The sequence below is a fragment of the Brevibacillus sp. JB24b genome (genome assembly GCF_051713385.1).
Classification (GTDB): Bacteria; Bacillota; Bacilli; order Brevibacillales; family Brevibacillaceae; genus Brevibacillus_B; species Brevibacillus_B laterosporus.
The window spans coordinates 5,252,366-5,274,291 of the sequence record NZ_JBNVQV010000001.1 but is presented as its reverse complement, the minus strand read 5'-3'; the positions used below and the strand labels follow the sequence as shown (position 1 = coordinate 5,274,291).

General features: G+C 39.4%; 23 protein-coding genes and 1 pseudogene. 21 read left to right on the top strand and 3 right to left on the bottom strand.

Going from position 1 to position 21,926, the window contains the following annotated elements:
* The first annotated feature begins 12 nt into the window (after positions 1–12).
* From rplI to ACQV1I_RS24600, 4 genes are all read left to right on the top strand, one after another.
* Positions 13–456 (top strand): 50S ribosomal protein L9, encoded by a 444-nt coding sequence (gene rplI, locus ACQV1I_RS24615; RefSeq protein WP_116333498.1) that lies wholly within the window; start codon positions 13–15, stop codon positions 454–456.
* Between the two features lie 28 nt (positions 457–484).
* Entirely contained in the window at positions 485–1,831 is a 1,347-nt protein-coding gene (gene dnaB, locus ACQV1I_RS24610; RefSeq protein ID WP_018671209.1) for a replicative DNA helicase, read from the top strand.
* 308 nt (positions 1,832–2,139) lie between these two features.
* Positions 2,140–3,426, top strand: coding sequence for an adenylosuccinate synthase (locus ACQV1I_RS24605; protein WP_018671208.1), 1,287 nt, complete (start codon positions 2,140–2,142; stop codon positions 3,424–3,426).
* A 176-nt stretch (positions 3,427–3,602) separates the two neighbouring features.
* Positions 3,603–3,812, top strand: coding sequence for a hypothetical protein (locus tag ACQV1I_RS24600; protein WP_094700192.1), 210 nt, complete (start codon positions 3,603–3,605; stop codon positions 3,810–3,812).
* 210 nt (positions 3,813–4,022) lie between these two features.
* Here ACQV1I_RS24600 and ACQV1I_RS24595 read toward each other — a convergent pair whose 3' ends face one another.
* Positions 4,023–4,394, bottom strand: a complete 372-nt coding sequence (locus tag ACQV1I_RS24595) for a hypothetical protein (protein ID WP_094700191.1) — start codon at positions 4,392–4,394, stop codon at positions 4,023–4,025.
* A 367-nt stretch (positions 4,395–4,761) separates the two neighbouring features.
* On the opposite strand from ACQV1I_RS24595, the gene ACQV1I_RS24590 reads away from it, so the two are divergent.
* The 6 genes from ACQV1I_RS24590 to ACQV1I_RS24565 all read left to right on the top strand — a co-directional run bounded on the left by ACQV1I_RS24590 (position 4,762) and on the right by ACQV1I_RS24565 (position 11,917).
* Positions 4,762–6,255 (top strand): peptidoglycan DD-metalloendopeptidase family protein, encoded by a 1,494-nt coding sequence (locus ACQV1I_RS24590; protein WP_116333499.1) that lies wholly within the window; start codon positions 4,762–4,764, stop codon positions 6,253–6,255.
* A 168-nt stretch (positions 6,256–6,423) separates the two neighbouring features.
* The gene (yycF, locus tag ACQV1I_RS24585; protein ID WP_018671204.1) at positions 6,424–7,134 is read left to right on the top strand and encodes a response regulator YycF; all 711 of its coding nucleotides are present in this window, start codon (positions 6,424–6,426) and stop codon (positions 7,132–7,134) included.
* Positions 7,127–8,959, top strand: coding sequence for a cell wall metabolism sensor histidine kinase WalK (walK, locus tag ACQV1I_RS24580; RefSeq protein ID WP_116333500.1), 1,833 nt, complete (start codon positions 7,127–7,129; stop codon positions 8,957–8,959). The genes yycF and walK overlap by 8 nt, the downstream gene beginning before the upstream one ends.
* Entirely contained in the window at positions 8,956–10,341 is a 1,386-nt protein-coding gene (locus tag ACQV1I_RS24575; RefSeq protein WP_094700188.1) for a YycH family regulatory protein, read from the top strand. Before walK ends, ACQV1I_RS24575 begins: the two co-directional genes overlap by 4 nt.
* The gene (locus ACQV1I_RS24570; RefSeq protein ID WP_018671201.1) at positions 10,328–11,110 is read left to right on the top strand and encodes a two-component system regulatory protein YycI; all 783 of its coding nucleotides are present in this window, start codon (positions 10,328–10,330) and stop codon (positions 11,108–11,110) included. The genes ACQV1I_RS24575 and ACQV1I_RS24570 overlap by 14 nt, the downstream gene beginning before the upstream one ends.
* A gap of 18 nt (positions 11,111–11,128) precedes the next feature.
* Positions 11,129–11,917, top strand: coding sequence for an MBL fold metallo-hydrolase (locus ACQV1I_RS24565; protein ID WP_116333501.1), 789 nt, complete (start codon positions 11,129–11,131; stop codon positions 11,915–11,917).
* 23 nt (positions 11,918–11,940) lie between these two features.
* Here the strand turns inward: ACQV1I_RS24565 and ACQV1I_RS24560 are convergent, their stop codons facing one another.
* Entirely contained in the window at positions 11,941–12,255 is a 315-nt protein-coding gene (locus ACQV1I_RS24560; RefSeq protein WP_116333502.1) for a hypothetical protein, read from the bottom strand.
* Between the two features lie 247 nt (positions 12,256–12,502).
* Between ACQV1I_RS24560 and ACQV1I_RS24555 the strand changes: the two genes are divergently transcribed.
* Positions 12,503–13,777 carry a S1C family serine protease gene (locus tag ACQV1I_RS24555; RefSeq protein ID WP_116333503.1) on the top strand — a complete coding sequence of 425 codons (1,275 nt, stop codon included), beginning with the start codon at positions 12,503–12,505 and terminating at the stop codon, positions 13,775–13,777.
* A 320-nt stretch (positions 13,778–14,097) separates the two neighbouring features.
* Here ACQV1I_RS24555 and ACQV1I_RS24550 read toward each other — a convergent pair whose 3' ends face one another.
* Positions 14,098–14,493 carry a RidA family protein gene (locus ACQV1I_RS24550; RefSeq protein WP_096886320.1) on the bottom strand — a complete coding sequence of 132 codons (396 nt, stop codon included), beginning with the start codon at positions 14,491–14,493 and terminating at the stop codon, positions 14,098–14,100.
* 444 nt (positions 14,494–14,937) lie between these two features.
* Here ACQV1I_RS24550 and ACQV1I_RS24545 point away from each other — a divergent pair, with 444 nt between their 5' ends.
* The 10 genes and pseudogenes from ACQV1I_RS24545 to ACQV1I_RS24500 all read left to right on the top strand — a co-directional run bounded on the left by ACQV1I_RS24545 (position 14,938) and on the right by ACQV1I_RS24500 (position 21,704).
* Positions 14,938–15,135: a PDZ domain-containing protein gene (locus ACQV1I_RS24545; RefSeq protein WP_268878062.1), complete on the top strand. Its 198-nt coding sequence runs from the start codon at positions 14,938–14,940 to the stop codon at positions 15,133–15,135.
* A 21-nt stretch (positions 15,136–15,156) separates the two neighbouring features.
* Complete coding sequence (locus ACQV1I_RS24540) at positions 15,157–15,576, top strand: DUF4288 domain-containing protein (RefSeq protein WP_094700182.1); 420 nt, start codon at positions 15,157–15,159, stop codon at positions 15,574–15,576.
* 361 nt (positions 15,577–15,937) lie between these two features.
* Positions 15,938–16,171, top strand: a complete 234-nt coding sequence (locus ACQV1I_RS24535; protein ID WP_116333504.1) for a CxxH/CxxC protein — start codon at positions 15,938–15,940, stop codon at positions 16,169–16,171.
* Between the two features lie 5 nt (positions 16,172–16,176).
* Positions 16,177–16,656, top strand: a complete 480-nt coding sequence (rlmH, locus tag ACQV1I_RS24530) for a 23S rRNA (pseudouridine(1915)-N(3))-methyltransferase RlmH (RefSeq protein WP_116333505.1) — start codon at positions 16,177–16,179, stop codon at positions 16,654–16,656.
* A gap of 144 nt (positions 16,657–16,800) precedes the next feature.
* Positions 16,801–19,398, top strand: coding sequence for an N-6 DNA methylase (locus tag ACQV1I_RS24525; RefSeq protein WP_161555060.1), 2,598 nt, complete (start codon positions 16,801–16,803; stop codon positions 19,396–19,398).
* A gap of 151 nt (positions 19,399–19,549) precedes the next feature.
* Complete coding sequence (locus tag ACQV1I_RS24520) at positions 19,550–19,930, top strand: hypothetical protein (protein WP_116333507.1); 381 nt, start codon at positions 19,550–19,552, stop codon at positions 19,928–19,930.
* A 116-nt stretch (positions 19,931–20,046) separates the two neighbouring features.
* A pseudogene (locus ACQV1I_RS24515) lies at positions 20,047–20,499 on the top strand (JAB domain-containing protein).
* 12 nt (positions 20,500–20,511) lie between these two features.
* Positions 20,512–20,835 (top strand): hypothetical protein, encoded by a 324-nt coding sequence (locus ACQV1I_RS24510; protein WP_116333508.1) that lies wholly within the window; start codon positions 20,512–20,514, stop codon positions 20,833–20,835.
* Positions 20,832–21,053 carry a hypothetical protein gene (locus ACQV1I_RS24505; protein ID WP_116333509.1) on the top strand — a complete coding sequence of 74 codons (222 nt, stop codon included), beginning with the start codon at positions 20,832–20,834 and terminating at the stop codon, positions 21,051–21,053. The genes ACQV1I_RS24510 and ACQV1I_RS24505 overlap by 4 nt, the downstream gene beginning before the upstream one ends.
* Positions 21,054–21,143: 90 nt before the next feature.
* Positions 21,144–21,704, top strand: coding sequence for a hypothetical protein (locus ACQV1I_RS24500; RefSeq protein WP_116333510.1), 561 nt, complete (start codon positions 21,144–21,146; stop codon positions 21,702–21,704).
* Positions 21,705–21,926 lie beyond the last annotated feature (222 nt).

The following is a 21,926-nucleotide window of genomic DNA, read 5'->3' as shown; positions in this document are numbered from 1 at the left end:
AGGACGTTTCAAATGAAAGTAATCTTTTTGAAGGACGTAAAAGGACAAGGTAAAAAAGGTGAAATCAAGGAATTGTCTGAGGGCTATGTTCGCAATTTCTTACTGCCAAGAGGCTTAGTTAAAGAAGCAACAGATGGAAATGTTAAGAATTTAGAGGCGCAAAAAAAGAACGAAGATAAAAGAAAAGAGCAAGAAAAATTAGAAGCCCAACAATTGGCTGAGAAAATGAATGAAATGACCGTTAAAATAAAAGGGAAAGCCGGTGAGGGCGGACGTCTTTTTGGAGCGATTTCCAGCAAGCAGGTAGTAGAAGCGTTGGAAGAGCAATTTAACGTAAAAGTGGATAAACGTAAATTAGATATGGAGCCTATTCGTTCTTTAGGTGTTACACAAGTAAAAACAAAGCTACATCACGATGTTGTAGCGATTTTAAAAGTGCATGTAGTAGAAGAGTAAAATTTGAACAGAAGTTGAGGGGTGTGAAGTGAGCGATTTATATTTGGACCGAGTGCCGCCGCAAAATATAGAGGCGGAAGAATCGGTGTTGGGTGCGATTTTCTTATCCAAAGAAGCGCTTATTACTGCGATGGAACTCCTTCGCCCAGAAGACTTCTATAAAACTTCTCACCAGCGTATCTTCAATACTATGCTTGCTCTTTATGAAAGAGGCGAGCCGGTTGACCTTGTAACGGTTACAGCAGATTTACAGGATCAAAAGGTCTTGGAAGAAACGGGTGGTGTTGTCTATTTAACATCTCTCGCTAGCTCTGTTCCTACAGCAGCTAATATTGAGTATTATGCCAAAATCGTAGAAGAGAAATCATTACTTCGTCGATTAATTCGTACAGCAACTAAAATTGCTAATGATGGTTACTCACGTGAAGATGAAGTAGGCGAAATCATTGCAGATGCGGAAAAATATATCCTAGAGATCGCACAAAACCGCAATAGCGGAGGGTTTATTCCTATTCGTGATGCTTTGATGGAAACCTATGAACGTATTGAGTTTTTGAGCCAAAGAAAAGGCGATATAACAGGTATTCCATCTGGTTATCCTGATTTAGATAAAATGACGGCAGGTTTTCAACGGTCTGACCTGATTATTTTAGCTGCCCGTCCTTCTGTAGGTAAAACAGCGTTTGCTTTGAATGTGGCGCAGAACGTTGCTGCAAGGGCGAATGAAACAGTAGCTATCTTTTCTCTCGAGATGTCAGCATCTCAGCTTGTTCAACGTATGATTTGTGCGGAAGGCAACTTAGATGCTTCCCGTATGCGCTCTGGTGGATTGGAAGAAGATGATTGGCAAAAGCTAACGATGGCGATCGGTACTTTAGCTAAGGCCCCCGTCTATATTGATGATACACCAGGTATAACTGTACAGGATATTCGTGCGAAATGCAGACGTCTTCAAACGGAAAAAGGGCTAGGACTCATTCTAATTGACTACTTGCAGTTAATTCAGGGCCGAGGAAAAGGTGACAACCGTCAGCAGGAAGTATCTGAGATCTCTCGTACGTTAAAAGGGATTGCTCGTGAGCTAAACGTACCTATCATTGCTTTGTCACAGTTAAGCCGTTCTGTTGAGCAACGACAAGATAAACGTCCAATGATGTCAGATATCCGTGAATCAGGTTCAATTGAGCAGGATGCTGATATTGTTGCCTTCCTATATCGTGATGACTACTACGATAAGGAAACGGAAGCGAAAAATATTATTGAGATTATTATTGCCAAACAACGTAATGGTCCTACGGGAACCGTTGAGCTTGTTTTCTTAAAGGAATTCAATAAATTTGTCAGCCTAGACCATCGTTATCGAGAAGTAGGGTAACAAACAAAAGCCATCTTCCATTCGAGAAGATGGCTTTTATTGTGTTTTATCGGGATAGAAAATACATATTTCTTGTTTTTACTAGGCACAACAAGAGCTTATTACCGCCATTTTTTCTTTTTTTGGCATATACTAAGAAAAATAGGTAAAAGGACAGGGGAACTTGCTCCTTTTTGGCATAGAATGAATATGTATTTACGAACATATAGTAATAAGGATTATAAAATGTTCGTGATTTGGTTGACATCTGGGCTTTGCTTTAGTAAAATGAGTTTGTTTTTCTGATTATTAATCAGGAGGTGTGTTCATTGTCAACAGTCGTGGTTGTAGGAACCCAATGGGGCGATGAAGGAAAAGGAAAAATTACAGATTATTTGGCAGAAACAGCAGAGGTAGTAGCACGTTACCAAGGAGGTAACAATGCTGGTCATACAATTATTTTTGATGGGAATAAATACAAGCTTCACTTGATTCCATCCGGGATCTTTTATAAGGATAAAATCTGCGTAATTGGAAACGGTATGGTTATTGATCCTAAGGCATTGGTAGCAGAGCTAGATTATCTGCATGGTCATGGGTTCACTACTAACAATTTAAAAATTAGCGATCGTGCTCATGTTATTCTACCGTATCATATTAAGCTAGATGGAGTAGAAGAAGAGAGTAGAGGCCAAAACAAAATCGGTACAACTCGTAAAGGTATTGGTCCTGCTTACATGGATAAAGCAGCACGTATTGGTATTCGTATCGCTGATTTGATGGACAAAGAAGAGTTTAAAGAGAAATTAGCTCGGAATCTGATAGAAAAAAATCGCATTCTTGAAAAGCTATATAACGAAGAAGGCTTTAAACTAGAAGATATCTATGAAGAATATCTGAAGTATGCTGAAATCATTCGTCCATACGTAGCTGATACATCGGTTGTGTTAAATGATGTTATTGATAACGGAAACCGTGTCCTTTTTGAAGGAGCTCAAGGGGTATTACTTGATATTGACCAAGGTACTTATCCATATGTGACATCGTCCAATCCGATCGCGGGTGGAGTTACCATCGGTTCTGGTGTAGGACCATCCAAAATTAATCAAGTAATTGGTGTGGCGAAAGCATATACAACACGTGTAGGGGACGGTCCATTCCCAACAGAATTGCATGATGCAACAGGTGATCATATCCGTGAGGTAGGATTTGAATTTGGTACAACAACAGGAAGACCTCGCCGTATCGGCTGGTTTGATACTGTTGTGGTTCGTCATGCCCGTCGCGTGAGTGGTATCACTGGTTTAGCAATTACGAAGCTAGATACACTGTCTGGCATAGACAAACTTCGAATTTGTACGGCTTATAAGTACAAAGGTGAGATTTTAAATGAATTCCCAGCAAGCCTAAAAGTACTGGCTGAATGTGAACCAGTATATGAAGAGCTTGAGGGTTGGAGTGAAGATATTACAGGCATTCGTGATTTAAATGAACTGCCGGCTACTGCTCGTCACTATATCGAGCGCATCACGCAGCTAACAGGAGTACCTATGTCCATCTTCTCCGTTGGACCTGATCGTGAACAAACAAACGTAGTAAGAGGCATTTACGTGTAGTTTCTTCCCAAAATAAAAAAGCGGTTCTTATGCTAGTAAATAGCATAGATCCGCTTTTTTTATATACGGAAATAAGGATTTTCTTCCTCTACAAAAAAATTATTTTGGGACAGTCACCAGTACCCACCATCTGGGCATATCGTATCGTATACCAAATGAAAACGGGGTGCTTGATAATGGGATTCGATCAAAAAGCGATGACATTGGTTGGCAAAGACGTGGAAGTTAAAATGTTTAATGGTGTAATCATCAGCGGAACCATGACCCATGTAAGCAAGGGATATGTTTGCTTCGTACTTGGCAAAAGAGAAGATGACACAAACAAAAAGAAAGAAATTCGTAGATTATCTATCCGTGACATTACTTCAATGGTAGCTATTAACTAGGTTATGCAGGATTCATGAACAGTAGAATAGCAGGGGATATCGATTGAAACCGAAATGAACCACAATGAACCACTAAATTGGTTTGTTGTTGTCTAAATCGTCAAAAAACCATAGTAGCAAAGAAAAGGACTGTCTTCTTCGTCTATGTGGATACATGTAGACGATAAAAAACAGTCCTTTTCCCTTTTACCTAAGAGAAGCTTTAGCAAGCTAAATCATACCACCATGGGATTGGATAATTTGATTGGCCTTACTACTGATGGCATCATCAACTAGGCAGGTTAGCAGCAGACCTGGCATACTAGCTTCAGCACCTCGATCAGTCATGCCGCTAGCCGAAGGGTCGGCAGCTGCCAGAACACTAGCATCACGGCCAGTAGGGAAGTCTCCGCTTAACGTCATACTTCCCAAATTGGGTATATCCCCAGTAATGGGATTCATTATGTTATCTACACCTTTTCCAGGATAACTACTTACATCATCAATTTGAACTGTAGAGCACCCCAGCTGCCGTAATTCGTCTGCTGCCTGTTGAGCGCTTTGAAGAGATGAAAAGCCTGCTAAAATACTAATTTCTTTCATAGAAATTACCTCCAATCGTTGAGAAGTATGGAATAAACTGACCCATTTTTTACCAGTGTCGACCTTTATTTCTTTCACATATCATGGGTATTATTTCCTATGAAAATAATCGTTATAATACAGGTAAAAAGTACCTTGTTATTCTTTTACACTCTTGTGACTTTATTATTACTCGACACATAACTATTTATTCGACTGGATTTTACACTTGATGTCGATTGCTGTGATGTGATACAGTTTAATAAGTTGGCTTAATTAGGAAATTTGACAGGTATAATTTAACTCCAGACACATTGTGCTGGAACATTTTGTTTTTTCAACTTTTCGCGAGTAATGTTGATGTTGGAAAGGCTTATAGGAGGTATTAATGATGCGACCGGCCGAATGGAAAGACTGGTTGGTTCAGCGTGTCAAGCCATTGCTTGATACATGTAATCAAAGTTCCAGACGAATTGCAGACCGTGCTTGGGCATATATCCTTAGCCATAAGAAACAATCTGTTACTGTAGCTGTAACACTTGTAATGGGTGCTACTAGCGTAACCTATGCGAATTATTACTACACTTCTAATATGACTCCCCTTTATCATGTCATGCTAAATGGTAAAGAGATGGGTGTGGTGGACAACCCTGAAGTGGTGAGGCAATGGACGGAAGAACGCTTAAAGGAACAGGAACAGAAACATCATGCCCCGCTTACGCTAAGTGATAATCTCACGTTTGCAGAAGAAAAGGTATTTAAAGGGCAGGTAAATAATCAGGAAACACTTCAAACACTTGAAAAAGAAGCAAATATTCAGGTTGAAGCAATAAAGGTAATGGTTGAAGGCAAACTTGTAGGTTATGCGGCTAATCAAGAACAAGCAGATAAAATTTTAGCTGATATCAAGGAACGATTCAGTGGCGTTCCGATGAAGAAAACGAAGAATCAAGAAGTTATGGCGGCTTCCCTACCGACTGACAAACAGGTTAAGTCAGTTAAATTCAAGGAAAAGATCTCCCTTGATGCAGAAACTGTACCGGCTGACAAGATTATGCCGGCTGAAAAATTAGAAGAAGTATTGGTTAAGGGTACGGCACAAGAAACAACACATTCTGTTAAGTCTGGTGATACAGTTAGCGGAATTGCTAAACAATATGGAATTACCCAAAAAGAGATTTTTAAAAACAATCCTGGTGTTACTGAGAATACGTTGCTTCAATTGGATCAAAAATTAAATGTTACAGAGATTCGCCCTTATGTGACGGTTCAAGTGGTGGAAAACGCAACTAAGGACGAAAATATTTTTTATCAAATTGAAACAAAATCGAATGCAAAAATGCCTAAAGGCGAATCGAAAGTAGTTCAAGAAGGTAAGAATGGTTTAAAACGTGTTCAATACGAATATACAAAAGAAAATGGTCAGCTTGTAGCAACGAAGATGATCGATGAAGATATGATTCAACAACCAGTTTCAAAAATTATTGAAAAAGGTACAAAGGTCATTGCAGACCGTGGTACCGGTCGTATCGCTTGGCCAGCTAGAGGCTATATCAGCAGTGGATTTGGAACTCGCTGGGGACGTATGCATAAAGGTATTGATATTGCGGGATCAGGTACAGTGAAAGCAGCAGATAACGGTCGCGTTGTCCAAGCTGGCTGGAATGGAGACTATGGTATTTCCGTTACGATTAATCATGGAAATGGAACGCAAACCCTTTATGGACATTTGCGCAGTGCAAAGGTAAAAGTTGGACAAGTTGTCAGCAAAGGTGGAGCCGTTGGTATTATGGGATCTACAGGTGACTCTACAGGTGTCCATCTTCATTTTGAAGTGCACAAAAACGGGCGTTTGGTAAACCCGCTTTCTGTGTTACGCTAACTATAGACAATTCAACAGACCAATTCTGACAAATATGTCAGGGTGGTCTGTTTTCTTTTTCTCTACTAGTTATGTGAGGCTATGTAGATTGCTTGAAAGGAAATTATTCGTTAAAGTGGAATGGATAGAGTACGCGAATAGATCGAGTAGTTGAAAGGAGTGAATCCATTGGCGAAACTCCTCGTAGTGGATGATGAAAAACCAATTGCTGATATATTGAAATTTGCTTTAGAAAAAGAGGGCTATCAGGTGGTGTGCGCATACGATGGTGAGGAAGCTCTTCGGTTGGTACATCAAGAAAAGCCTGATTTAATTTTATTAGATATTATGTTGCCTGGTCGAGATGGTATGGATGTGTGTCGGATTGTACGACAGGAATACGAGATGCCGATCATTATGCTAACAGCTAAGGATTCAGAGTTGGATAAAGTACTAGGCTTAGAATTAGGTGCTGATGATTATGTGACGAAACCATTTGGTACACGCGAGCTATTAGCTCGTGTAAAAGCCCAGCTTCGCAGGCAAAAACCAAAGCAAGGGGAACAGAACAAGCACCTTTTCCGCATTGGGGACCTAGAGATTGACTTGTATTCTTATACAGTAAAGAAGCTAGATGAAACCCTGGAATTAACCCATCGGGAATTTGAATTGCTCGTCTATTTGGCAAAGCATCAAGGACAGGTCATGGTACGAGAGCATTTGCTACAAGCGGTATGGGGCTATGATTATTTCGGTGATGTGCGAACTGTCGATGTCACAATTAGACGTCTTAGAGAAAAGATTGAGGATGATCCAAGTCAGCCTACTTATATCATTACGAGACGTGGGCTTGGCTACACCATGAAACAACCTTCCACGGGGGGATCACTTCATGGGTAAGCTGAAGCTGTTCAAAACAGTTCAGTGGAAGGTAGTCGTCATCTATATGTTGCTACTACTAATGGCGATGCAGGTCATCGGGGCCTATTTTACTCGTGAAGTAGAAAAATACTATACCAACAACTTTTCAGAAGGCTTAAACGGGCAGGCTACCTTATTGTCTACTCTATTAGAGAAATATTTTAGCCAGACACGCAGTCCGGATGACCATAATGGACAGGATGTAAAAACCGATATAGATAATCTGATTCGTAACATGTCCTTTAAGGAGGCACATGTACAGGTAGTCGATGCGAATGGAACAGTGATTAGTACCTCTGAAGATAATCCGGCGATTATCGGGCAGCGTACTGCCCAGAAGGAGATTACCATTGCACTCCTTGGGACACGCAACGAGTCGATGCGTATCGACCCGGTTACTGAAGGGCGAGTAAAGGTCTTAGCTGTCCCCATCAAAAAGGGTAATGTGGTATACGGAGCTGTATACATGGTTGCTTCGATTGAAAGCTTGTATACGACCATTCGTCAGACCACTAATATTTTTGCTACAGGAACATTTATCGCTTTAGTAGTAACAGGTGTGTTGGGCTATTTATTAGCGCAAACCATCACAAAGCCTGTCAAAGAAATGACGCGTCAGGCGAAGGCGGTAGCTAACGGGGATTTTAACCGGTCGGTGCACATTTATAGCGATGATGAGATTGGTCAGCTTGGCAGTACCTTTAACTATATGACGGCACGCTTAAAAGAGGCAGTTTTACTGGAAGAGGAAGAGCGGGAAAAATTATCGCAAATATTAGCAAACATGAGCGATGGTGTCATGGCAACCGACAGAGATGGCACGATTATTCTAATGAATCGATCAGCGGAAGAGATACTTGAGGTAAAGGAAGCAGATGTTTTAGAGCAAAAGCGTAGTATCTATGATGTACTTCGCCTGCCACCTGAGGAAGAAATGCCTTTGTTTCAAGAGGTGGAGCCCCTTCTCCTAGAGATGATGGTATCCAATCGTGATGTGATTATGCTGCGGGTCTTAATTACTCCACTCCAACAGGATAGTGGCAAAAAGGGTGGAATTATTGCTGTGTTGCAGGATGTTACAGAGCAGGAACGCACAGAGCAACAACGCCGTAATTTTGTGGCTAATGTATCACACGAGCTACGTACTCCGCTTACGACCATTAAAAGCTACACAGAAGCACTCATGGATGGAGCAGTGGAAGTGCCAGAGCTATCGAACCAATTCTTACGCGTCACAATGAATGAGACGGATCGTATGATTCGATTGGTAAATGATTTATTGCAGCTTACAAGGTTTGATGCACAAGGTGTTCAATTAAATCGAAAGCAAATAAGCATGACTGAGCTTTTACTCTACGCAACCCAACGTTTTACGATGCAGTGTGAACAAAATGGGATCAAGCTCACGCTATCCCATACAGAAGGTCTGGGCGATGTCTATATGGACGATGATGCCATTACTCAGGTTCTGGATAATTTGTTGTCTAACGCTATCAAATATACGCCAGAGGGCGGGGAAGTAACGGTAGAGGCACGTGCTGACAACGAACAACAACGCGCATATATTTCTGTAAAGGATACAGGAATCGGGATTCCCAAGCGGGATTTACGGTTTATTTTTGAACGATTTTATCGCGTAGATAAAGCAAGGTCTCGCAGTCAGGGAGGCACAGGCTTAGGACTAGCCATCGCGAAGGATTTGGTAGAAGCACATGGCGGAGAGATACAAATTTCGAGTGAGTGGAATGAAGGGACCATTGTAACGTTCTGGATTCCGTTAGATAAAGGAGGAGAGGAAGCTTGAGCAGAGAGCGGATGGAGAATATAAAGTCTGTCGTGCTTGTGGTATTGGTACTGCTCAGTCTGATTTTGACTTCCCTTCTTCTCAACAATCAGCCTCAGCTAGAATTTATATCACCTGCCACATTCGTCCCTGCCGACAAACAGGGTGCATCTAAGCAAGCGAAGGATTTTGTGGTTCCTGATGCTATTCTTTTTCATTATGGGGAAGATCGCCATACCAAAGCGATCTCCAGTGATGATGTGTATCGAATCCTGATGGGACAGGTGCAGAATTGGTACTTTAATGAATTTAGCTATTACCCTATGACGGAAGAAAAGTGGGATAGCTTGACTCGTAAAAAGCTGGGATTAGAGCTGCAATATAACTCTCTCATCCCCATTTCCGTTATGGAACAGGTGCTGACGTTGCGTGACGTTGATCAGCGATTAACAGGAATAGATCGAGTCTGGCTGTACTATGAGGAAGCAGATGATACGGTGTATGCTCTATTTTTGTCAACGAAGGATCATCAAAGCTTTCGGGCCAAGACAGCCGTAAGCCCTAAAGACTTACGCAATTCCTATCTTCTGTTTGGCAAGAATTTGCCGGAGCAGATCCTAAAAACGTATAAGGACCCACAAAGATCACCGTATATCGTACAAAATAAGCTATCCTTCTGGAGCATTTATTATCTACCCAAAAAGCCAAGTGTCATGAGTATGTATAATTACAACTATCTACCTATTTCACGCAAGCAGTTACTAGAGAGCTATTTTCTTGATCCGGGCTTGGTCAGACAGATCGTAGAGAGGGATGGTACGAATATTTATACGGATGGTACTCGGTCTGTTCAGGTGCGTAATGGTCAACACTTAATGACTCTCACCACACCAGTTTGGCAAGCTGGCGATACACAAATGACCGCCTATGAACAGCTTCAAGAGAGTGTTTCTTTTATAAACCAGCACATGGGGTGGATTGATGAGTTCCGCTTACGCTCAATGGAAGAACGCACGGAGAGTAACTCTCAAATCATTTTCCGTCAATATCTAGGAGCCTTCCCGGTAATCAGCCAGGATTCTAAATTAATAGACAACATCCAGCTTAATATGGATAAAGGACAGGTTCAATCAATGAGAAGGTCGTTGATTGATTTAGATACGTTCTTTGGCTATAAGGAAGTGAATGTCGCTTCTGGCACTGATCTGATTACCTATTTACAAGAGAATAAAATCGATACAGAAAAAGTCAGTAACATATATTTGGCGTATCAATTGATAGAGCAAAAGGGATACATGCAATTAATCCCAGCCTGGGTGGTGCAATTGGAAGGCGTGTATAATAAAATCATTGATGTTCGCAGCGCTGTGCCAAAAGGAGGGAAAGTGAGTGGACTGGAGTAAGACGAAAACCATTCTGATTCTTGCCTTCCTGACGCTTAATCTTTTTCTTGGCTATCAGGTTTATCTATCAAAATTGCAGCATGGCGTAGAGTCGGAATCTGCGCAAAATACGCAGTGGGAGATTGAAAACTATCTATCAAAGCAAAACATCACGCTCAAGATGGATATCCCACAGGAAACACCTTTATTAAACTATCTGTATGTGGAGTATGTGACGTCAGCGACCTTTGAACAGGAGGAGATGGCAGACCAGCAGGTGGTTGTAGACAATACCGTACTAGAATCACGACTTGAAAAGCCCGTCGCCATCCGCGATTTTAAAAGCCCAAAGGATGTCTTAAATCAACTACACAGCACCATTAAATTCGCAGATCAGTATAAAGAGGATGTCAACTGGACGCTATCTGCCCCGGTATATTGGCAGATGCATGATGGGTTACCGATGTTCGTCGCGCCACTAGAGCTACACATTGCTGATGGATTTATTAGAGGATATAAGCAGACCTATTTACTGGTGAAAAATCAAGGATCAGGTCGCAAAATTATTACTGCTTATACAGCTCTACGCTCACTGATCGAAAAAGAAGTAATTAAGAGCGGAGAAAGTATAGATAGCATTTCACTCGGATATTATGGGTTTAAATATGACGCTGAAATACAGGTGTTAGCACCGGTGTGGCGTTTTCAGCATGGCAATAAGGTTGAATATATGAATGGATTTACTGGGACGATGGAGCGACCACTAGATAAAAGAGGAATGGTCGAATAGAGGAAAGAGGGATATCTGTTGCAATTTAGTGTTTTAGCCAGTGGAAGTACAGGGAATTCCATCTATGTAGGAACAGAGCGTACTTCTTTATTGATCGATGTCGGTCTTACGGGGAAACAAGCGGAGGCATGTTTGAAGGAGGTTGGTGTAAAGCCAAGTGATTTGCAGGCAATTCTAGTAACACACGAGCATTCCGATCATATCAAAGGCGTGGGTGTCATGGCGAGACGCTATGGCATCCCGATCTATACCACACAAAAAACCTGGGGCGAGCTGGACAAGCTAGTAGGAACGATCCCAGAGGGTCAGAAGCAACTCTTTGAGGTGGGCCAAACGTTGGAATTCGGAGATATCACGGTTGAGTCATTTGGAATCTCCCACGATGCTGTCGAGCCAATGGGCTTTTGTATGCATGCGGATAATAAAAAGCTAAGTATCGCTACCGATCTAGGCTATGTAAGTGACCGAATCAAGGAAGTTATTCGTGGAGCAGATGCTTACATTTTTGAAGCAAATCACGATGTGGATATGCTGCGCATGTCACAATATCCATGGAGCATTAAGCGCCGAATTTTAAGTGATGTTGGTCATCTTTCCAATGAAATGGCAGGCGAAGCTTTGACAGATATTCTTGGTGGACGAGCAGAGCGCGTATTCCTGGCGCATTTAAGCAAAGAAAACAATATGATGGATCTGGCAAAGCTTACGGTTAAAAATATCTTGGAGGAACAGGGCTTACATGTCGGAAATGATGTGCATTTGCGAGAAACCTACCCGCATCGTCCGACGAAAATGGAAGTGTTGTAGTATCATTGTCAGCTTTTATAGAATTACTGTGGCTTGGTAGGCACATAGCTTCCGTTGGGTGCTTTTGGTGAGGCTTGAAAATTAACCGCGGCATGGTTTTGGCTTTTTTGCAAGGATTCCAACCCTTTTGGACAAGTTTTTTCAACGATCTGTGTATTCATGCGGCTGTCTAATTGCTGGACTTTGGCAGTTACTTCTTCATGATTAAGAATTCCTTTTTCGGTCAATAACTCAATAATGGCATGAAGCACCAACGTGTTATGGTAATCCACATGTCGCAGATCGCTAAGCTTGGCCAAAAGGTCTAGCTGGTCTAAGGGAGAAAAGGGCTGTTTCATGTGAAGCACGTCCTTTCTTTGTATGAATGAAGTGCGGTGGATAAGCCTTGTACATGTATTCATAAGACCATTCTTGACGCTTACCACTCATCTTATGCGAGTGGACAAGTTTCATTCCACAACCTTTCCATATTTCTAACGTTAATTTGCCTCAATGCCTGCGTATACTGTTACTACAGCAAGAATATGAAAGCTCTTCATTACAAAATTATCTTTTATTCCTGCTAGAACGAAAGGAGTAATTGTTATGGGTTATTACGATAATGATTTTTATGAAATGGAACCAAAGAAAAAGGCCAGCCGTTCCGGCATGGGCAAATATATCGTGACCTCTGTCACATCTGCTGTCATTGGGGGGCTGGTCGTGCTTATGCTTGCGCCAGCTATCTCCAAAACAGGTTATCTGAATCTACCTTTGAAAACAGGAGCAGATGCTAATCAAGCATCCGTAGCGGCATCGACGATATCTACGAAAACCAACCAGCCTGTAAGTGTTAACGTGGAAACAGCAATCACCAGCGCAGTGGAAAAAACAGAGGATGCTGTAGTTGGAATTACCAATATCAAACGGGTAGCTAACCTCTGGACCAGACAAACAGGTAACGTAGCAGCCGGTGTGGGCTCTGGTGTCATTTTTGAAAAGAAAGATGGTAAAGCACATATCATCACGAACAATCACGTTGTACAGGGTGCCCAAAGCATTGAAGTGAGTTTAGCAAGTGGAGATAAAGTAACTGCTAAAGTCCTTGGAGCTGACGCATACAACGATTTGGCCGTGTTAGAAATAGATGGATCAAAGGTAACAAAGGTTGCCGAGCTAGGCGATTCTAGCACCTTAAAAGTAGGGGAACCAACCATTGCGATCGGTAACCCGTTAGGTCTAGATTTCTCCCGTACCGTTACACAAGGAATTATCAGCTCGAAAAACCGCTCCATGCCGACAGACGTAAATGACGACGGCATTGTAGATTGGGAGCTGGACGTTATTCAGACAGATGCGGCCATTAACCCAGGAAACAGCGGTGGGGCTCTGGTCAATATCTATGGGCAAGTAATCGGGATTAATACCTTGAAAATCTCTCGTGAGGGCGTAGAAGGTCTTGGATTTGCGATCCCTATTAACGATGTGAAAAACATCATTCCACGTCTCATGCAGGATGGCTATCTAAAACGTGCCTACCTTGGCGTAACACCGCGCGACCTAACAGACGTACCAAAATATGCGTGGAAGGAAGTATTGAATCTACCAAACGAAGTGAAAACAGGTGTAGTTGCTATGGACGTAGGAAGCTTCTCACCAGCATCTAAGGGTGGCTTGAAACAATACGATGTCATTACCCAACTAGACGATACTCCAATTAATAGCAGTGCACAGCTATTGAAATACTTCACCCTGAATAAAAAAGCAGGTGAAACCGTATCGATCACTCTGTATCGAGATGGATTTAAGAAAGAGGTTAAAGTAACACTCGGGGAAAAACCACAGCAGAATCAGGAACAGCTACAACCGCAATTTCCGTAAATAATAGTGTAATGAGGGGGACCGCCAGCAAATCAAGTGTTGCTGGCGGTCTCCTTCGTCATCAAGCTAGTGAAAAGGAAAAGCTGAGAATGAGAGGACCTGTCATTTTCCTTGCCAGCACAAATGTTAGGCATGTGTAAAACCTTATCGGGTAATTTCTCGCTCATTCCAATACAAGCATCGGTGATGGATAAAGTACAAAGCAAAGACCATCCTTCATTTTCAGATTTTACACTGAATAAGGATGGTCATTTTTATCTTTTTATATCATGTTCTTACCTTAATGGTTTTGGAGACAGTCTGTTTTAGAGTTACTAAAATCAACCTGCTGCCCAAACATCTAATTCAATTTTTAATTCCGGTAACCCTAATCCTTTAATGTATGCAATCGTCATCGAAGGAGGTGTGGTACCGAATACTTGATTCCAAATCTCATCGAAATGCTCCCAATCAATTTCTTCTGTGGCCCAAATATTAACCTTAATGACGTGATCGGGAGTCAAATTTTGAGAAGAAAGGATTTCAACGATATTATTCATTGTGTTTGTCACTTGTTGATTAAAATCTGTGGGTATATTATTGTTCTGATCTATACCAATTTGCCCAGAAAATACATACATTTCAGCATTTCTGCTTATTTTTGTTACATGACTATAGTTCCCGACAGGTCTCGCTATATTTTCTGGATTATATCTTTTGATCACATGATTATTCATTGTAAAAGTCTCCTTTTAAATAGAAAACATATAACTTATGGGTATGTCATATATTTTCACTGTTTTTTAATCTTTCTTGATTTTAGACAGACTTATCCCGTCATTAATTAATTCTAGAAAAAAACAGCCGTAGAATACCCAATACCAAAAGATAAAGATTTAATCGATCTCTTTTTCATCGGGTATTTCCTCCTTACCTTTAAAAGTGAGATAATTACATTAATATTCTAACATTAACTCAAGACAAATGAAATGATGGTCTGATTCCAAGCTAAAAAAACGGGTACATCTATTAACAGGTGATTGATTTGAAAAGTAATAATAGGTTTACTTAAACCCATTTTAGGGGTAGCTTTTCATTAAAATAAACTGGCTCTTTTTGTGTCTAGCTGTCAGTAAGGCAGTAAATTTGTGTTTTGCTAGTGGTGTTTAAATTGAAAATAAGTGAAAACAGGTGTAGTTGCTATGGAAGTAGGAAGCTTCTCTCCAGCATCAAAGGATGGCTTGAAACAGTACGATGTCATCACCCAGTTAGACGATACTCCAATTAATAGCAGTGCACATCTATTGAAATACTTCACCCTGAATAAAAAAGCAGGTGAAACGGGTGGGTTTTACGTTAATATACTTAAAAGTTGTTAATTTGAGAGAGGAGAGATTTGTATGGAAAATGCTATATCGAATGAATGTAGAATGAAATGGTATTCAGTAAAGATTCTATTTGAATCTATCCATTCAGGTGCCCCACTTCCAGATAAAATAAATGCCGACTATTATGTAAGCAAGGACAATAAACTTTTGGAGGAAAGCATCATAATAGTGAAAGCTACAGACACAGAACAGGCTTGCAAATTGGCAGAAGAGTATGCAAAAAAGGCTGAACATGAATATCTAAATTACTATGGTGAACAAGTTAAGGATCAATTTGTATGTACACTCCATGCATTTGAGCTTAACGATTCAGAGATAACAACCGGGGTAGAGGTTTACTCAAGATTTATACACGCAACAAGCACAGAAACCACCAATGACATTATTAAAAGATACTATCCCGAGGCTTTAGATGAAGAGGAAGAACAATAATTAGAATGATCATAGATACAAAAGACGGTGAAGATTTTGAGCTAGACAGAAAGCTGGTTATATCCTTAACATGGTGAAAATCGGCTCTTTTTGTGTCTAGCTGTCAGTAAGGCAGTAAATAGGTGTTTGGCTAGCAGTTTTTTAATTGAAAATAATAGATAAAAAAGAGTCAATTTTTATCTTGTTTTTGAGACGGCTTATGAAAGAGCTGTCTTTTTTATGCCCATTCACCTTTGATTCATTACTTATCTGGGGTAGACTAGGAGAGTGAGAAAATCAAGCAATTTGAGTATAAATCTAAAGTCGATCTCTTAGCCGAGCATGAGAGACGACTTACTATAAAGCGGGGGTATATTACATCATGGTTAAAACAATCGTGATTCAAGGAAAAGAAACACCACTTCATGAGGAGCATCCAATCCGTGTGAGCTGTATGGAGCATATTGAAACGGAGCTGGACGATTATGTGAACTATCACGATGTAGCACCAGATACGTTTTCCATAGATGAAGTAGAATTGGGAGAAATCCCATCCACCTGCATGGAATGTAATCAACCAGGCAAAATCGTGCTATTGCATGTGAAGGGAATGTAGGAGAAGTGCAGATTACGATTATTACGGTCGGGAAGCTAAAAGAGAAGTATCTAAAGGAAGGAATTGCCGAGTATACCAAGCGTCTAACGGCTTACTGCAAGCTTAATGTCGTCGAAGTGAACGATGAGAAAGCTCCAGAAGAACTTAGTGCCACGGAAATGGAGCAGGTGAAGCGCAAGGAAGGCGAGCGGATACTAGCGCATATTAAGCAGGACCATTATGTGATCGCGCTGGCTATCGAAGGGCAGATGTGGTCGTCTGAGAAGCTATCTAGCGAAATGGACAGGCTAGCGCTGCACGGACGTAGTCAGGTGGCGTTTGTGATTGGCGGCTCGCTGGGGCTAGCTGATGAGGTGTTGAAGCGAGCGGATGCGCAGCTGTCGTTTTCTAGGATGACATTTCCCCATCAATTGATGCGATTGGTGCTGGTGGAGCAGGTTTATCGGGCGTTTCGGATTAGTCGGGGGGAACCGTACCATAAGTAAATGAGGTTTTTAAGAGTAGTCTTTATAGATTACTCTATTTTTATTAGTGCACAAAGTTGTGCGCTTGACTATTTTAGTTCGTTTGTTATAATAAAAACAACAATAAATAAAAACGCACAAAATCGTGCGCATCGGAGGGGTTTTATGTCAGAAAGTTTATCTCAGGGGTTACCATCTTTGGTATTAGACCAAACATGGAACATTAAGCTTTATAAATGTAATGATATCTCGTTTCAAGATTTAAAAAAAGAGGGTTTCAATTGCTCGAATAGCAAGAAAAAACCAGACCAATTAATTGCCCAAGGTATTGAAACGAAGAAGGTTATCATTGCAATTGAAGATAAAGTCGATGACTCCCAGTTAGAGGAAGCAGTAAATCAAATTAAAGAAAACTATTTAGATGCTCTTCCTGAAACTAAGTTCTTTATTGCCCGAGCTGGTTCTCGAATAAAGGTGCTTTATAGATTAAAAGGGGATATGCTCATCGAAATTAATACATTAAATAAAGGGTTTCAAGTTACCTGTTTTGGACCTCGTGTGATAACTGGAGAGAACGAAGCAATAATTGAAAACCTAAAATTATTTGCCTCACAAGCACTTAAAGATAATGAGCCAGCAAATAATGATTTTGAAATTAATCCGCAAGAGGATTATTACAATCCCATTAAAAACAAAAGCCGGATAATTAAAAGTCTTTGGCAAAAGATATTTGTTTGTACTGGAGAACAAGCTCACAAATGTTTAGCAACCTTTGTTGAGTTATTAGTATACAAAGGCATTTCTGATGCAGGGTTACTTCCTAAGGACTATAGAATTTCAACGTTAGCAAAAGATGATGTCGAAGATTCACTATGGACGTACACTAATTCAATACGTACCCATATTAGTAATAGAATTTTCCCTTGCATGCCAGAAGAACCGGGTATTATAGACCCTCAAGGATTTGCATTTACTGGGCAAGAGACCACTTTTAAATCTGTCCTAAACGACCTAGAAACACTAGGTAATATTGCTCACAAAAAATTAGACCCTGACTTTAAAAGAAGAGTGCTAGAAACCTTCCTTGGCTCTTCAAATAGAGAAGGAAAAATTAAAAATGGGCAGCATATTACACCTAGAAACGTGGTGCAGACAATCTGGAGAATGGCAAATCCATCAGAGACAGCAAGAATTATTGACTTAGCTTGCGGAGTAGGCGGATTTGTTCTGGAAGGGTTAAACTATCCTTTTGACTTTAATTATAGAACTTACAATGCGTTAGGAATAGATAAATCTAGAGAAATGATTACTTTAGCTAAAGCAAATATGGTATTGCATCTCTTAGATGTAATTGCAGAAAATCCTACGATTAACCACATTTCAGAAATTAATCGGATAATTAATCGAACTTTCCTGTATACAGATAGAAATGGTACAGGCACTTTGGCTGAAATTACAAAAGCTGCACAAAAAGAAAATGAATTTGTAGTTAATCATCCTGCAGACTACGTTTTTGCAAATGTTCCGTTTTTTAGTAGCGGAGTTTCTGAAATTGACAAAAGCTTAGAACAATTAGGTAATTTAAACACTTTCTATTCATCTAGTGGACTAGGTATTGAGAGTCGTTTTATTAAATACATTGTAGAGCAAATTCAAAACATGGACCCGGGTATGGCTTTTGTAATTGTGCCTGAAGGGATTTTAAAAAATGTAAACTCCAAAACCAGAGACTTGTTGAAAAGTAAAACAGATATGTTGGGGATTGTAGCCTTTCCTAAGGGGATGTTTGAGAATAACAATTGGAAAACATACATGCTAATCTTCCAGAAAAAAACCGATGTCAATAAGTACTCGAAGGTCATGCTTTATAATGTAGAAGATATTGGTGTTTCATTAGACCAATTTAGAGCCCCAATTGAAAAAGACGATTTAATTACAATGGAGGCTGCTTGGGAACAGAGGCTAGCTGGTGAGAGTGCTGACCCAAAATGTGCTTTTGTAACTCGTACAGAATTTAATAATGCAAAAAAATGGTCTGAATTATTTGATGTATTTAATAATGAAGAAGACGATTCGATTTCTGTTAATGAGTCTGTAGGTATCTTTGGTACATTCCAGATTGAACTTGAAAATGAAATTGCTGAAATGAATAAAAATTACACTAACATGTTTAACTATGAAAACAGTGTATCTATTCAATTGTCAGATGCAAATTATTTTATTGTTGGCGCACCAGCATTCAAGCCAACAATTCGCTATGCAAAATTAAACAAAGGGAAGTACCCTTTATATTCGTCACAGATTAGTGGACCAGTTGATTTTATGTTCTCCGATGAATTTCCACCGGTCTTATTCGAAAATGAGAACAGGGATGAAACTTCTAAAAAGAAAATAATTAGTTGGAATATAAAAGGGGATGCAGCCAAAGACGTAAGAGTACATGATGAACCTTTTTATGGAACAGAGAATAGAGGTCTAATTGAAATAATTAACCCATCTCAAGTAAATATTGAGTATCTAGAACTGTACTTAAAGGAGAATTTGGTAAGGTTGGGTCGTTTTAGTAGAGCAAATGAAGCTCATGTTGGTAAAGTCAGAGATATATTAATTGAATTTCCAGCTAATGAGAATGGACTACCTGACTGGGATAAGCAACTAGAAATCGTAGCTGCTTATAAGGAAATCCAGAGCTTTAAGTTAAACATGATTGAACTGACACAACGAATGAAAGATACAGTGGAAAAAATAAATATATTAAAGTAAAGAGTGAATAGCGAGACATAGTCAATATGTGTCGCTATTTTTAAGTATAAATATTAAATGGAACTTACTAGGGATGTTGTATATGTTGGTTAAGACTTGATATAATTAAAAAAGGAACATATGTTCTTATAAAAAACAGGAGGATGAAAATATGGTTATTAAGGAAGATTTAATAATGCCAAATGGTATCTCCAAACTATTGTCTAACGAAATGCTAAGTGATATTAAAAAAATTGCCTTTAATAAGAATAATAAGGGGGAAAGTATAGAGTTAAGGATAAAGAGTGTAGACAATTTTGTTGATTTGACCTTTGATGGAAAAGTTAAGGGTCTGTACACTGCAAATCATGAGTTAAAGCAGTTATTAATAGAAAATGAATGTATTTTACTTTATATCCTAAGAATGAATTTTTATACTGGTCTCACAATGAAAGTGATTCCAAAGGGGTGGGGTATTTGTGAATCAATGACTACTTATTTTATTTTTCCAAAACATGAAGAGCTATCTACACGGATGAAAAGATATGCTTAGATAGCCGTTAAACTAAAACTTTTAAATATATATTATAGTAATGAATTTTAGAGAAAGCGTTCAAGTCTATATTACTTGAATACTTTCTCTTTTTATTTTTCTAAAGGAGATAATACATGAAAAAATCATCAGCAAAGAGGGTTAACATTGTATCGGTCAAGCTAGTAAGAGAGTCTAGTATCCTATATGAAAGAAGGAGTATTCGTTCTCCTCAAGACGCCTATGAGTTAGTGAGAAGCTTATTGGAAGACAAAGACCGTGAGCACTTTATTGTAGTGACATTGGACACTTAGAACCAACCTGTATCAATAAACGTCTGTCACATTGGTAGCTTAAATGCAAGTATCGTCAGTCCTCGTGAAGTTATGAAGTCAGCCATATTGTCATCAGCGGCTAGCATCATGGTAGCTCATAATCACCCTTCTGGTGAAACCACTCCATCAAGAGAAGACGTTGATGTTACAAAACGTCTTGCTGAAGCAGGTAAGCTGATGAGTATTGAGTTGTTGGACCATCTCATTATTGGAGAGGGAAAATACACATCCTTGAAAGAAAAAGGATATATATAAGGGGGAAGGTCAATGTGTTACTATAACGCCGAACATTTCGCTATCTTCATGTCTTTACAATTTGGAATCGATGTTGATGAAGAACAAGTTGGAGAGGAGTCAGTTCTTTTGTATAAAGAGGAACTTGATGAAAATCTTGTGTCAGAAGAATTGCTTAGTATTTCTCCTGAAATGGTATTGGTTCATTCTTGTGTTTACAATAAAGAAGAACATGAGTGGTTGGTTTGTGTAGCATCTAATGCTGATACGAACCAACCACTCTTTTTAGTTTGTCTGAAGAATGGCGAGAAAATTTATGAAGAAATATTACTGCAAGAAAAGGATAATGAGAAATGATATATACAGCGTATATTACTGAATTAGAAGAACGCTCATATCAGTGTGTAACCTTCGATATGGAAGATTGGTCTTTTGTATATTTTACAGCCAAAGATAATGAGGAAGAAATCGAAATAAAGATTTGTCTTGAAAATGAAAATATCTATCAACGAAAAATAGGATTTGAAGATTGGTGGTATGTGGATTACTTAGCAGAAGATATTGATATAGAATGAATAATGTAAGATAAGGAGTACAAGATGAAAATCGGATTCTCATTTCCGGTTTTTTTTTGAGAATGATTTTAATGAAAGGCGGATTTTAAGGTGTCTAAGAATACTTTTAACATAACAGACCTAACGAAAGAAGTTTATGGAGATGAAGATACTAACTCCAGTGTGTTTGAGTCCAATAGAAAAAGAGTAGAAAGTCATATAAATAAAGTCCGTAAAATGTTGGGGCATCCAACTAAGAGGTTTGAAGCTCCGATAGAGCAACTAGATGCCTATATCAAGTTGATTAGAAATATGTTGGAAAACCCAAAAAATGAGGAAGCATTAGACCTGTTAAATAAAAAACTGGTTAAGGGAAAAACATTACAGCAAGAAACAGATGAAAAAGCTCTGACAACCTTAATTGAGATTTTAGCAGAGATTGAAAGCCAGAAGTTGACAGATGAAGACAATAAGTTATTTGGAGACTGGCTACAAGACCAAATGAGTGATGACTATTACTTGGAGAGCGAGAAAAATATTAATGAAGTAATGCGCATTGTAAAGAATGATTTTTCTCTATTCGATGACATGAGCAGCCTAAAGTCAAAGCTAGAATTTCAGGAACAATATATGAATGACTTAAGGACATTAAGTGCTTTGTATAGACAGTAAGTAGAACAGCAGTTACTATTCCAAGAATCCTTTCTTGAAGTAGTAAATTCTTATCCTCACTTAAATAAAAAGAAGATGTATACTACGGCAGATTTCCTTGAACTTCCCCCATCTATTCAACAAGAGATTCAAGAGCTAATAGAACAAAAACAACAAAAACCTTCTGAACGTTAAATGGTTCAGAAGGTTTTTGTTATGTCAAGGAATTTTTTTCGTGCATTT